The following is a 12,833-nucleotide window of genomic DNA, read 5'->3' as shown; positions in this document are numbered from 1 at the left end:
GTGTACTCTACTTGATGTCCATTATAAAAAAGTCAAAACCCATTAAATAGGTTCAAAAACCCTGTATGCAGGGCGTGTGATTTGTCTTATTACTAATAGAATAGCGGAGCCGGCTGTTCATTATAAAGGCTTATCAATTTTAAACATCAAAAAAACACAGAAACAGATGTCCCTGTGCTTTACTCACCGTAATAGGCAAAATCAGTTTGCGGCTGGTAATAATCGGTTAAAAAGGTTTTGGCTTCAAAATAGGAAGTCCGCAAAAAGGAAAGTCCCTGATTATCTTGAAAAGGTTCAGCTTCTTTTAAGTCTGTAAGCGTGTTCGAGAAAAGCATGCTTACGTTAATCGCTGAATCATCTTCCTTTTTTTCTTCAATTGCTTCAGCTTTCGGCTCTTCTTCAGAGAATTGAATGGAGGAAATTTTATACGAACCATCTTCCTCAATAAATTCAACTGTTTCAAAATGGTCATCATAGCTGACAGGTCCTTCTTCTTCAGCCGGGAAAAATTGATAAAGCTTTATCTTCTTGTTTTCCCTTCCAAACTGCATGTTATCATCGTAATTAAAAAATGGAATGCCGTATGGTGTGAAATCACTGCCGTACACGATATATTTTTTTTCACCTTTGTGAACATTTTCTTTCATATAGCCATCAATAAATTCATCCGTAAAGTATGGCTCTAATGCTTTTTCAATTTCTTCAAGGGAGCGCTCATTTTCCGTGAGAGTGAGCTGGGTCTGCGCAGCCTCTTTTGTCAGGTCAGCTGCCTCTTCTTGATCAAACGATGACTGTGCAAAGCCTGCATGTCCAAAACCAAAAAACAGAATAAGTGCGGCGAATGTGCTTGAAATGAATTTCATTTTTTATCCTCCCACCTTTTTTTAGCTTCGTATGTCTTAGTCTCTAAATTTTATCAGACTAATTGTCGTTTCAACTCAACTTTCATCCACAAAATACCATCATATTCTGACATTTTCTCTTATATTATTCATTACCCTTATAAAAAAAGGATAATCCTGAAATTTCAAATCAGTAAAAAAAACAGCAGCAAATGCCGCTGTTTTACCAGGATCTTGTAAAAGCCAGATAAAAAATAAAAAGTAATAAAAACCCTAAAAAAAAGATCCAAGTCAGAAAAACTGGATTTCGAAGATACGGATGCTTTTGAATCTTTTCATTTATTGGAGTATCTATTTCACTTTTCCTTGCACCTACCAGTCTTCCCACGCTCAACGTATAGAGAAGTCCTCCCGCGACAATCATAAATGCGAGAATAGCGAGGGCCATCGTGAATTTATCCATTGTGTCACTCCTTCTTTATAAGAACTTATCCGAAGCGGTCTTTCCGATACACTAGTGGTTATTCCGCTTTTCTTATTAGAATGACACAACGCATAAAAATTATTACAAAAGAGCTTCATTTTCGTAGAGATAAGAGTATGGCAAATCCAAGAATAGATAGTGCTTCTGATCAATTGGATAGGAGAATGTCCGAATGGTTTCGCCTGTTTCGATGTCGCTGTATAAATCGCTGAAAAAACCTTTTTTTCTGATTAGCATTTTCATGATATTTTCAAGAAAATAAGGTCTCCAGCTCCAGTTTTTCATGTAATAGTGAGGCTGAAATTGCCATGCTCCGTCAAGCTTCAGAATATTTCCTGATTGCTGAAATCCGTCCCCGTCACAAATGTAGATCCGGAAGCAGCAATCTGACAGTTCATTTGAAAGCTTCGTGATCAGCTCATCAAACTGAATGCCCGGCTTATTCTCTTTTGAAATTAACAGGTGCACTTTTTGATGAAACGCTTCTGAGATTTCATAAAATTGCTGAAGCTTCTTTTTTTCATATTGGATAAAACCGTGAAATTCCCGGGTCATTTTTTCTTTTATCATATATGGTTCAATTAATTCTTCTTTAGGAGTCTGAAGGTAATCTCCTTGAAAGTAACGGCCTCCATTCTTCCAGGCATATTGAAATTGAAAATTGACCTCAATTTCTTCATACAGGATGGTAGCCCCTATTTTCCTCGCCAAAAGAGAAATGGAGTATAAAACGTCTTGATACGTCTGCAGGGGTGAAGTTAATCTGAGGGGCTGAAGATCAATTTTCAGGATATTAGGCATCAGTATGCCGATCCTGTCAAGGTTGCTGCTTGCTTTTCCAACGTTGTCCACAGCTATTTTAATGCCGTATGTACGGTAATAAGTGAATACATGTGTCAGCTGCCGAATGTCGCCTGTAAACGTGTGCTCAGTTATTTCAATGACAATCCTCTCAAGGTTTCCGCCTTTTTCTTTCCATTCAAATAATTGATTCAGCAGGCTTTCTCCGTGATCAAGCATTAATAGATTTGCATCACGGTTAATAAAAATAAGCGTGTCATCATTAGTTAAAAGAAAAGCATCAAGGGCCATATGTAAAATGTAGTTATCTGCTTCTAATCGGTATTCATCTGGAATCGTTTCATCCTTAAAAAAAGGCCCGAGACTTTTCGTTTCCTTTTCCATTTGGATTCTCCCAAGTACTTCATACCCGATCACCTTTTGTTCGTCTGCGCTGAAAATGGCTTGATAGAACGGTTTTACGTGCTCTAAGTTTGTCATAATATCTAAAGGATCCATATGCCATTCCCCACTTTCTCTCTCTGTTTTTGTATGATTATACCACATTTGCATGAGTTCGAACGGTAAAGTAAAAATGGATTCTCCTGCTGAAAAGGAGAATCCATTTTCTTTAAGATATTAAAAAGGATGCTGATTCAGCCATTGGCCTCCATCCATTGTAATGCACTCTCCATTGATATACCCGGCAGCATCTGATAAGAGGAATGATGCGAGAGATGCGATTTCCTCAGGCGTGCCTAAGCGGCCGAGCGGCACACTTTGAAGCGTTCTCTTTGCAGCTTCTTCAGACTGCCAGAGCTTATCTGCTCCGCCTGTTCTTTCAATAGGCCCTGGAGCTATCGCGTTTACACGGATTCCATATTTTTTTCCCCATTCTACAGCAAGCGTTCTTGTCATAGAAAGCACTCCTGCCTTTGCAGCAGCAGAATGGATGACTCCCGCGCCTGCTCCCCATGCATATGTAGCAACCATGTTAAGAATGGCTCCCTTTTGCTGTTTCTCAATCCAATACTTGCCCGCTGCACTGCTGCAGTAGAACGTTCCATTCAGCACGATGTTGATAACTGAGTTCCATCCATTAACGGAAAGCTGTTCTGCCGGGCATATAAAATTGCCTGCTGCGTTATTGACTAGACCATCAATATGTCCAAATGCTTCGTCTGTTTTCCGGATCAATTCCTCTGACATTTCTGGTACACGAACGTCCATTTGAAACGGAATAATCTTTCCTTCCAAACCTATCATCTCTTCTTTGGCAGCCTCTAATTTTTCAATCGTTCTGCCGGTAATCACAACGTTTGCACCCTGTCTGGCAAAACTTTCTGCCATCGCTTTCCCCATCCCGCTTGATCCGCCGGTTACAATAATTACTTTATCCTTCATCAACTACACCCCCAAAAATGAATGACCATTCATATTTTATCATATAATCCTTCTATTTTCTAACTATTTCAACTATTATTTAGTAATAGTACAAGAGTACGCTAAATTCCGATTAATAAATGCTGTACATTCATCAGTATTTTTATAATGGTTTAATAAAAAATCACGGAGGAGGAGCCGCTATGACAAAAGATATTACAAGAAGAGCCTTCCTGAAAGGATTGTTTGCATCATTAGCCGGCGCTTTGCTTGCAGCATTTGGAGGATATGGCTACGCCAGATACATTGAACCCAGACTTATCCATACAACTGAAATAGAAATTAGCAGCACAAAGCTGCCATCCTCTTTTTCCGGGGTGAAAATCGTCCAATTCAGCGACACCCATCTCAGTGAAGATTATTCAATCAATCAGCTCGAAAAAATTGTGAACAAAATAAATCTGCTGTCTCCAGATGTCATTTTTTTCACAGGTGATCTTATAGATAAACCTAATCAGTACGCATATTTGCATCAAATTTCGCCTGTTCTGGGGAGATTGAAAGCGCCTCTAGGGAAGTATGCCATTTATGGGAACCATGATCATGGCGGATATGGGACATCTGTCTATGAAACCATCATGAAAGATTCAAATTTTAACCTGCTGAAAAATAGAGGGGAACGGATCTCATTGCTTGATGGATCTTCCGTTTTTGTTGCGGGAATTGATGATATGATGCTTGGCAGACCTGACTTTGATCAAACGTTTGCAGATGCAGGCAGCAGGCTCTTTACAATTCTTCTGGCACATGAGCCTGATGCTGCGCTGGAAGCAAAACAGTTTTCTGTTGATCTGCAGTTATCAGGACATAGTCACGGAGGCCAAGTACAGCTGCCGTTCTATGGCCCCTTGATCACGCCTCCCTACGCATCCGTATATACCGAAGGACTGTATGAGGTGGACTCAATGAAGCTTTATGTGAATCGCGGACTTGGTACCACCAGACTTCCATACCGCTTTTTTTCAGTGCCGGAAATTACTGTTTTTACGTTAATAAAAATCTAAAGGCGCATGGTTTTAAACCAGCGCCTTTTTTATTTAAGATATCTTTGTTCAATTTCATCAGGAGGCAATGGTTTGGAAAAGAAATATCCCTGGCCTTTTTGACAATTTAATGCTTTTAAATAAGCGTATTGCTCTTGTGTTTCAATTCCTTCGGCAACTACTTCAAGTGATAGGCTTTCTGCAAGATGAACAATAGATGTGATAATAGCTGCATCCTTTTCATCCGTTATAACATTTTTTATAAACGATTGGTCGATTTTCAACGTATCAATCGGAAACGTTTTAAGATAGCGCAGGGATGAGAATCCCTTTCCAAAGTCATCAATAGAAATGGAGACTCCAAGACTTTTTAATCTCCGAATGGTTTCCATTGCTTCATGCGGATTTTGCAGGGCACCCTCTGTTATCTCAAATTCTATTTGATGTGGCTGAATTTGATAAGTCTGAAAGAGAGATCGAATCATGTCTGCAAGGTAGTATTGCTGAAATTGCTTAGAAGAAAGGTTAATGGCGACTTTTACTCGACTGTTGCCATTCAAGCTCCATTCTGCCAGCTGTTTGCACACCTCTTCTATGATCCATTCGCCAATTGGGATCATCAGTCCGGATTCCTCGGCAACAGAAATAAAAGCAGTGGGAGGAACTGAACCCATTCCTTCATGCGTCCATCTCAGCAAAGCTTCAAAGCTTTTCGTCTCATTCGTATTCAAATCAACTTGAGGCTGATAAAATAGTGAAAATTCGTTGTTTTCAAGAGCTTGCCTGAGTCCCGTTTCAATCGCAAGCAGCCTGCTTGAATTTTTGTTCATTCCGGAATGATAAGTCTGAAAACGGCCGCGCCCTCTTTGCTTCACGTCATAAAGTGCCATATCTGCATTTGTGATCAGCTGGGATTCTTCCATTCCGTTTTCAGGATATAGGCTGATTCCGATGCTTGGACTAATAAAATAAACAAGCTCATTCAGATGTATTGGTTCGGCAAATTTGTCAAGAATCTGCTGTGCATACTGTTCCGCTAAGAGCTTGTCCGCGTTCTGGAATAGGAGAATAAATTCATCTCCACCTTGTCTGTACACTTTATATGATGGAATTTCGAGCGACCGAAGACGAAAACTGACCTCTTTAAGAAGCAGATCACCAATGGAATGCCCCATCGTGTCATTCAGCATTTTAAAGCGGTCAAGGTCAATATACATTAGGGCAAGTCCTTTAGTGGTCTGGTCTTTAAGCAGTATGCTCAGATCTTTTTCTAAGGCAGTCCGGTTTAAAAGACCTGTCAGCGAGTCATGAAATGCCATATGCTTGATCAGGGAGTGATGACGCTTTTGATCTGAAATATCCCTGGCTATCAAATAGATGCCCTGTATGCTGTTGTTTAATATAATCGGAATGGTTTTTAAATGAAGATGCAATTCCTGATTTTTCACTTTAAGGTTTGATTCATCCTCCATTGCGCTCCCCTTAACTGCATGTGAAAACATAGAAGTAATCCGCTCCCTGTCCTGATTAAACAAGTCAAAAACGGATTTGCCGATTAATGAAATCGTGAACGTTTTCATTAGATCGATTGCTGCTGAATTGGCAGAAACAATCGCACCATTTAAATCAAGCGAAAAAATGCTGTCAATATTGTGATCAAACAATGATTTATATCGCTGCTGACTTTCAATTAGTTTCTGCTTCTCAGACACCCGTTCAGAAATATCGCGTGTAACGGAAATAATGTAGATGACCTCTCCCATGTCGTTCATAAACGGAGTGAGGACTGATTCACCGAAAATGACCGTTCCATCGATGAGCCTTACTTGATCCTGATAGGAGAATGGCTGCTTTGTCTCCCTAACGACACTGTACATTTCAAGCAAGTGATCAGCAGCGTTTTTATCCATCACATCTGACAAGGATAGGCCGGCGTAATCTTCTGTTAACCCTGCGTGCTTCACGCCTTCATCATTTACAAAAACATAGCGGACATGATCCTGATCGACCTTCATTAAAAAAACAAGATCTTTAATATGTTCTAAAATGATCGTAAAAATAATGGATTCGATTTTTTCAATATGTTTTTCTGATTGAAAGTCTTCTATAATCGCTTTTTTTAATTTGTCCATAAATTTCGTCCTGTCCTACTTTTATCTCATTTTCCCTAATAGTACCACACGAAGTTCTTTAAAACCTTACTCTTTTTTACAGACGAAAAAAGAGTGCCATGTAAGCACTCTTTTTCATTATTCTTCGTCTTCCGATACCCTGTATGAAAGCTGAGCAAGGATTGCCTGGCTGTCTATTTCAGGTTCATCTGCTATTCTTGAAACATAATGGTAGTTCCCTGTAGAATCTTGTTCCCGCGCCTTTACATTGTCTGTCAGCATGATGGATAAGAGGTTTGAAATTCTTGATTTAATGCTGCCGTCAAAGATAGGAAATAAAATTTCAACCCGTTTTTCCATATTTCTGGTCATCATGTCTGCCGAGGAGAGGTACATTTTCCCATCACCATTATGATGAAAATAATAGATTCTGCTGTGCTCGAGAAATCTTCCTACAATACTCCTCACCTTAATATTTTCGCTTATACCTTTAATGCCTGGTCTTAAACAGCAAGTGCCTCTTACAATCAAGTCAATGCTGACACCTGCATTTGATGCTTCATACAGCTTCATGATAATCACTTTGTCTGTGAGAGAGTTCATTTTAGCAATGATTCTTCCATTTCCATGGTGCTTATGATAATTGATTTCATGATCGACAAGCTCTAAAAAGTCGCTTCGAATGTTAAAAGGAGCAACTGAAATATGGTGAAATTCCGGTTTTTCTGTATAACCGCTCAAATAATTAAAGAAGTTGGTAGCGTCAATTCCGTATTTATAATTAGAAGTGATTAAACTCATATCCGTGTAGATTTTTGCAGTCTGGTCATTGTAATTGCCTGTTCCTAAATGGACAAATCTCTCAATGCGGTTATTTTTCCGCCTCACCACAAGTGTGATCTTACTGTGTGTTTTTAAGTATGTCATCCCGTAAATAACATGGCAGCCAGCTTTTTCAAGTTCTTTTGCCCATTGAACATTGTTCTCTTCATCAAAGCGGGCTTTAAGTTCAACGAGCACGGTCACCTGCTTTCCTTTTTCCGCTGCCCGTTTCAGCGCCTCAATAACTGGCGAACCGCCGCTTACTCTATAGAGAGTTTGTTTGATGGCCAGAACATCAGGATCATCTGCCGCATCCAGAACAAAATCAATAACAGGCTCGAATGATTCATAAGGATGGTGCAAAAATAAATCCTGTGCCGCTGCAACTTCAAAGATATCACTGTCTGAGGATAAATCCTTGGGGGGCTGAGGTATGAATGTTTCGTATGTAAGATGATCAAAACCCGAACTGAGCTCTTTATAAAAACTAAATAAAAAAGTGAAATCAAGCGGCCCGTCAATCTCATAAACATCGCCTTTATGAATCTCTAATTCTTCAAGAAGATATGACATCATTTGAGAATCATAGAAATCCTTTCTCACTTCCAGTCGTACGGCTGCTCCCCATTTTCTTTTCTTCAGTTCCTTTTCGATTTCCTTAAGGAGATCCCTGGCGCCTTCTTCATGTATGGTCATATCTGCATTGCGTGTAATTCTGAAAGGGGTGACTGAAAGAACGTCAAATCCGTGAAAAAGTTTGAAAATATAATGGGCAATAATATCTTCCAGCAGAACGTACTCATGTCCTCCTGCAGGAGAAATCGAAATGAAGCGCTCTAAAACAGCAGGCACTTGAACTATAGCAGTTTTCATTCGGTATTCAATTGATTCGTTTTGATCTTCAAGTTTTATGACAAGATTGAGGCTCTTGTTCAGAAGCATAGGAAATGGACGGTATGCGTCAACAGCCATTGGAGTAAGAACAGGGAAGATATGTTCGTCAAAATACTTCTCTATGATCTTTTTTTGCTGGGGAGATAAACTGCTGACCGTTGCAAAAGTGATGCCTTCATTTTTTAAAGCAGGCAAGATCAACTCATTGAATGTGCGGGTTTGAAGCTTCACAAGCGAGTGATTTTGTTCGGCAATTTGTGTCAGCTGCTGCTTAGGGGTGAGTCCCGCTTTGTTTTCGGGTTTGCTGAAGCCTGCTTTCACCTGGTCCTTAAGTCCCGCGACCCGCACCATGAAAAACTCGTCAAGATTGGAGCTGAAAATCGCAAGAAATTTCAGCCGTTCAAGCAGGGGATTTCGTTCATCAATGGCCTCTTCTAATACTCTTTTATTAAAAGCAAGCCAGCTCAATTCGCGGTTGTTGTAATAAAGAGGGTTACCAAGCAATGTCTGATCGATGTTTAATGTGCTCATGTGAAAAGTCACCCTTTTAAATTAGTCATTTGGTTTCACCTGTTATGATAGCACTTGTAAAAGACGGAGATGTAAATTCATTGTAAATATTTTATGTGGTTTTTGTAAATATATATCAAGAAAAATGAAGGCATTAAGGATAGATTAGAGTTTGAGAATCCGCCATGAAAGTCATGATTTGACCTTTTCGGCGGATCCAATCACAGACGGAGAGGAGAATCTCAGCTTTCTTTCTGAAAATGAAACACAATGTTCTTCTTCAAGATCTTTTCTAAATTCTTCTTTTGCTTTTCGGCCTGATATTCCTCAGGACTATAATTCCCTTTACAGATGACTTTGCATTTTACACGCTCATCATCTTCAGCAAGTTTCAGCGTTTTTACAATATCTCTTCCCGTTGCGTTTAAGCTGTAGGCAAGCTTGATAATCGCACCCAGCAGCATCATATTCCGCTGCTCCACTTTAGAGAACCAGTGTTTATAAGGCTCTCCATATTGTTTAAATGCTGACTTGCTTTTAAAAGAAGCAATCAGCGCCAGCTGCAGCCTTTCCTTGTGGAGAAGGCCATCTATTGTCCGGTTGGCAATCAAGTAAAAAGTATGCTGACTGCTGGATTCTGAATCAATATATTGGCCGAGATTGTAGACAAACGATGCTCTTCTGATTAAAAGAATATCGTCATCCGAGTACGAGAGCAATCCTGTTTCAGCAAGGTCTGAATACAGTTTAAGAGCAATTTTGGTTACATACTGGACATGGTGAAGATCAATATCATAATCACTGAGCAGTTCATGAAAGCTTTCCTCAATGACACTAGGAAAAATGGCCGATCCAGTCCCTCCAGTCAAGTCCTCATAAAAAACACCGTCTCTAAGCCCTTTTCTGCTTAAAATGAAATTGTCGGCACGGACAACCTCATACAAAACTGTAAAGACTTGAGCAGCAGGAATGATCGTGTCAGCACGGTCTTTTGATAAACCCTCTGCACTTTGAAGTTCATGAAGAGACAAAGTAGATAAAAAGTTCTGGACATCTGTCAGATTCCTATGAGTCATTTCATAAAGGTGAACCCCTGCCAGAGGATATTCCTGCATAGCCTGGTGTATTTGAACAATGTTTCTGGCACTTCCGCCGATTGCAATAATCGGCAATTCCTTGTTTGCGAGCCATGGCAGCGAATGAAATTCCCTTGCGAGGAACTGCTTTAACTCAACCAATTCCTTTTCAGTCGGAATCTCCTGCTTCACAAAATATTTTTTTAGGGAAAGAGCTCCAAACGGAAAACTGTGATATTGAATGAGTTTTCTATTTTCAAAATATGTAATCTCTGTACTTCCCCCGCCGATATCAATCGTAATCCCGCTGTTAATCTGAGTGGAATTGACAACAGCCAAAAACCCGTAATAGGCTTCCTCATATTCAGACAGAATGCGGATTGTAAAATCTGTTTCTTCTTGAACCTTCTTCAAAATGGCCTCTTTATTTTCTGATTGTCTAATTGTCGCAGTAGCAACACATTTTACATTTTTAAGATCATGATGCCTAGTGACTTCCTGAAAACTGTGAAGAGCTGAAACTAAAACGCTGATCCCTTCGTCTTTTAAGAAGGAGTCTTCATTTAGATAATTACGGAGCCGTGCCGCAATTTTAACATTCTCAACTTCTTTTAAACGCTGACTTTTATCGCGCTGATAAATGACGAGCCTCATTGTATTAGAACCAATATCGATAATGGCATATTTTTCTTTAATCAAATCTGTTCAACTCCTCTGAATATACAAAAAATTATACCACAGCATTTCGATCTCGCATCTATCGCGGCATGGAAACAAACCAGCTGTCCAGTCATAAGCTGTAGCACTGACAGTCAAAATTATGTTAAAGCGGTGATTTATGTATGATCCATCTAGTAAAACCTGGTGAAACACTTAACACAATTGCGCTTAATTACCGGATCAGTCCTGCAGTTCTTATAAGGGCGAACCAGATTTCTGATCAGAACGTACTGCTTGCCGGCCAGCCTATTATCATCCCGGGTCTGCCTGAGCCTGCTTCAATACCCTACTCGATTTCAGTATCAGTTGGAAAGAGGACGCTGACTCTTTATCGCAGCGGACAAGTAATGAAAGTTTATCCGATTGCTGTCGGAAAAATATTGAGCGGCACACCCATCGGTGATTTTGTCATAGTAAACCGCGAACCGAACCCAGGCGGCCCCTTCGGCGTGCTCTGGATGAGTTTGTCTAAAATTCATTACGGGATTCACGGCACAAATGATCCAAGCTCCATCGGCAAAGCAGTCTCAAGGGGATGCATACGGATGCAAAACAGAGATGTTCTTGAACTCGGCTCGATTGTTCCTAATGGTACTAGAGTTATCATACGTCCCAATTAAGGACCAGTCATTTTTTTACAAACACTTCATATTAAAATATTCTTTTTTCTATTATAATAACTACTGTGACCGATATCCTGCAAAATAAGGAGCTGCGTTATGAAAATCTTTGAAAACAGAAATTTTGTGAAGCTCTTTTTTGCTGCCTTGGCCTCACAAATGGGCACGACGATCGGAAATATGGCTTTTGCCTTTTATTTGCTTGATCGGTTCAGCCATCAGCCTTCTTTTGCAACCATGGCGGAGCTTATGTATTCCCTGCCGACTTTATTTGTTTTCTTTTTAGTCGGGGTGGTTGCAGACAGATTTGACCGAAAAAAAGTAGCTGAAAATTGTGATTGGATCAGAGCCATTCTTACAGTCCTTCTTTTTGGCTCATTATTCTTGAATTCCATTCCGCTCGTATTTTTCTTATTATTTCTGCGGAGTGCCGTTACCAAGTTTTTCTATCCTGCAGAAGCAAGTCTTGTTCAAAGCATATTAAACAAAGATCAATATGCCCAGGCAGCAGGCCTCAATCAAATGCTGTTCAGTATTTTCATGGTATTTGGTGTGGGACTCGGGGCCCTTGCCTATAAAACAATTGGACTTCAGGGTGCTGTAGCAGTAGATTTTTTCAGTTTTGTGATTTCTGCTATTCTAATCCGCAGATGTAAAATACCAATGGAAGCAAGGCTGCCAAATGGTAAAATAAAATGGAAAGATTTCAGTATTGGGGCCTCGTTCAGAGACTTCAAGGATGGAATTCTTTATATTGCGGGAAATAAGCTATTAGCTTCTCTGATTTTTGGTTTTTTTGTTTTTGGATTTGTAAACGGAGCATTTGCCATTTTGCCGATCTTTACAATGAAGTATGAATTGTCTCCTGATAACTATGAAAAATATGCTTCATACTTTGCGATTTCTCTTGGGATTGGCCTTCTTGCCGGAAGCGGCATCGGGGCATTGATCTCTTCTAAAATTAAACCGCATCATATGATGATTTACCCGATTTTCCTGAGCGGCATCTTGATTTATATATTAGGTTTGACAGATCATATGGGTATTTTTTTAGCTACTGTTTTTATTATTGGGACATGCATTGGCCCTATAAATATAGCAATTGGCGGCTGGATGCCGAAAATTGTGCATCCAAAGCTGATGGGGCGGGTCAGCGGCTGGATAGATCCTCTCATGATGTTCGCACAATCGATTACGCTCGGACTGATTGCCTTGCTTTTCCCGAAGATCATCAGCAATATTGAGTATCTCTATTACGGCATGGCAACAGTTATTCTGCTGGTTTTCCTATTTTACGCACTCACTCTGCCGAAGCTGAGCAGAGAGCTCGAATTTTCTCAAGCTAAAAGAACTCGTCTTGCTTCAACAAGAAAAGGACAGGTTCATATCTCTTAAAGTCAGCAATGCAGACAGCATTTGCTGTCTTTTTTATTTTCCCTCTTTACCTTTTTCATAGGCAGACTGTTAAATTTTTGGATAAATGGCCGATAAATAAGCTGAAGTCTAACTTTTAAGGTTGTGTCCCTGTCTGAATACATATAAAGAATT

At 39.9% G+C, this 12,833-nt stretch carries 10 protein-coding genes; 3 read left to right on the top strand and 7 right to left on the bottom strand.

The features are described from left to right. Positions 1–179 precede the first annotated feature (179 nt). From QLQ22_RS09635 to fadH, 4 genes are all read right to left on the bottom strand, one after another. On the bottom strand, positions 180–863 hold the full coding sequence (locus tag QLQ22_RS09635) for a DUF3993 domain-containing protein (protein ID WP_223441734.1): 684 nt from the start codon (positions 861–863) through the stop codon (positions 180–182). Positions 864–1,065: 202 nt separating this feature from the next. Beyond that, positions 1,066–1,305, bottom strand: coding sequence for a hypothetical protein (locus tag QLQ22_RS09630; protein ID WP_223441731.1), 240 nt, complete (start codon positions 1,303–1,305; stop codon positions 1,066–1,068). Between the two features lie 102 nt (positions 1,306–1,407). Beyond that, complete coding sequence (locus tag QLQ22_RS09625) at positions 1,408–2,625, bottom strand: EAL-associated domain-containing protein (RefSeq protein WP_223441728.1); 1,218 nt, start codon at positions 2,623–2,625, stop codon at positions 1,408–1,410. Positions 2,626–2,745: 120 nt separating this feature from the next. Next, positions 2,746–3,510: a 2,4-dienoyl-CoA reductase gene (gene fadH, locus QLQ22_RS09620; protein WP_223441726.1), complete on the bottom strand. Its 765-nt coding sequence runs from the start codon at positions 3,508–3,510 to the stop codon at positions 2,746–2,748. Between the two features lie 182 nt (positions 3,511–3,692). Here fadH and QLQ22_RS09615 point away from each other — a divergent pair, with 182 nt between their 5' ends. Continuing rightward, the gene (locus QLQ22_RS09615; protein WP_223441724.1) at positions 3,693–4,553 is read left to right on the top strand and encodes a metallophosphoesterase; all 861 of its coding nucleotides are present in this window, start codon (positions 3,693–3,695) and stop codon (positions 4,551–4,553) included. Positions 4,554–4,582: 29 nt separating this feature from the next. Here the strand turns inward: QLQ22_RS09615 and QLQ22_RS09610 are convergent, their stop codons facing one another. From QLQ22_RS09610 to ppx, 3 genes are all read right to left on the bottom strand, one after another. Continuing rightward, complete coding sequence (locus QLQ22_RS09610; RefSeq protein WP_284016546.1) at positions 4,583–6,664, bottom strand: bifunctional diguanylate cyclase/phosphodiesterase; 2,082 nt, start codon at positions 6,662–6,664, stop codon at positions 4,583–4,585. 117 nt (positions 6,665–6,781) lie between these two features. After that, entirely contained in the window at positions 6,782–8,890 is a 2,109-nt protein-coding gene (locus QLQ22_RS09605; protein WP_284016545.1) for an RNA degradosome polyphosphate kinase, read from the bottom strand. Between the two features lie 221 nt (positions 8,891–9,111). After that, positions 9,112–10,644, bottom strand: a complete 1,533-nt coding sequence (gene ppx / locus QLQ22_RS09600) for an exopolyphosphatase (RefSeq protein ID WP_223441715.1) — start codon at positions 10,642–10,644, stop codon at positions 9,112–9,114. Between the two features lie 143 nt (positions 10,645–10,787). On the opposite strand from ppx, the gene QLQ22_RS09595 reads away from it, so the two are divergent. Then, positions 10,788–11,285, top strand: coding sequence for a L,D-transpeptidase family protein (locus QLQ22_RS09595; RefSeq protein WP_223441710.1), 498 nt, complete (start codon positions 10,788–10,790; stop codon positions 11,283–11,285). Positions 11,286–11,384: 99 nt separating this feature from the next. Beyond that, positions 11,385–12,680: an MFS transporter gene (locus QLQ22_RS09590; protein ID WP_223441708.1), complete on the top strand. Its 1,296-nt coding sequence runs from the start codon at positions 11,385–11,387 to the stop codon at positions 12,678–12,680. The last annotated feature ends 153 nt before the right edge of the window (positions 12,681–12,833 follow it).

Source organism: Metabacillus hrfriensis (assembly GCF_030127205.1).
Taxonomy (GTDB): domain Bacteria; phylum Bacillota; class Bacilli; order Bacillales; family Bacillaceae; genus Bacillus_P; species Bacillus_P dongyingensis.
Note: the sequence above shows the minus strand (reverse complement) of the source record. Positions and strands in the feature narration are given on the sequence as shown.

What these genes read in the sequence shown, in the direction of transcription:
- QLQ22_RS09635 (WP_223441734.1), bottom strand. Translation starts at nt 863, where the DNA reads ATGAAATTCATTTCAAGCACATTCGCCGCACTTATTCTGTTTTTTGGT.
- QLQ22_RS09630 (WP_223441731.1), bottom strand. Translation starts at nt 1,305, where the DNA reads ATGGATAAATTCACGATGGCCCTCGCTATTCTCGCATTTATGATTGTC.
- QLQ22_RS09625 (WP_223441728.1), bottom strand. Translation starts at nt 2,625, where the DNA reads ATGGATCCTTTAGATATTATGACAAACTTAGAGCACGTAAAACCGTTC.
- fadH (WP_223441726.1), bottom strand. Translation starts at nt 3,510, where the DNA reads ATGAAGGATAAAGTAATTATTGTAACCGGCGGATCAAGCGGGATGGGG.
- QLQ22_RS09615 (WP_223441724.1), top strand. Translation starts at nt 3,693, where the DNA reads ATGACAAAAGATATTACAAGAAGAGCCTTCCTGAAAGGATTGTTTGCA.
- QLQ22_RS09610 (WP_284016546.1), bottom strand. Translation starts at nt 6,664, where the DNA reads ATGGACAAATTAAAAAAAGCGATTATAGAAGACTTTCAATCAGAAAAA.
- QLQ22_RS09605 (WP_284016545.1), bottom strand. Translation starts at nt 8,890, where the DNA reads ATGAGCACATTAAACATCGATCAGACATTGCTTGGTAACCCTCTTTAT.
- QLQ22_RS09595 (WP_223441710.1), top strand. Translation starts at nt 10,788, where the DNA reads ATGATCCATCTAGTAAAACCTGGTGAAACACTTAACACAATTGCGCTT.
- QLQ22_RS09590 (WP_223441708.1), top strand. Translation starts at nt 11,385, where the DNA reads ATGAAAATCTTTGAAAACAGAAATTTTGTGAAGCTCTTTTTTGCTGCC.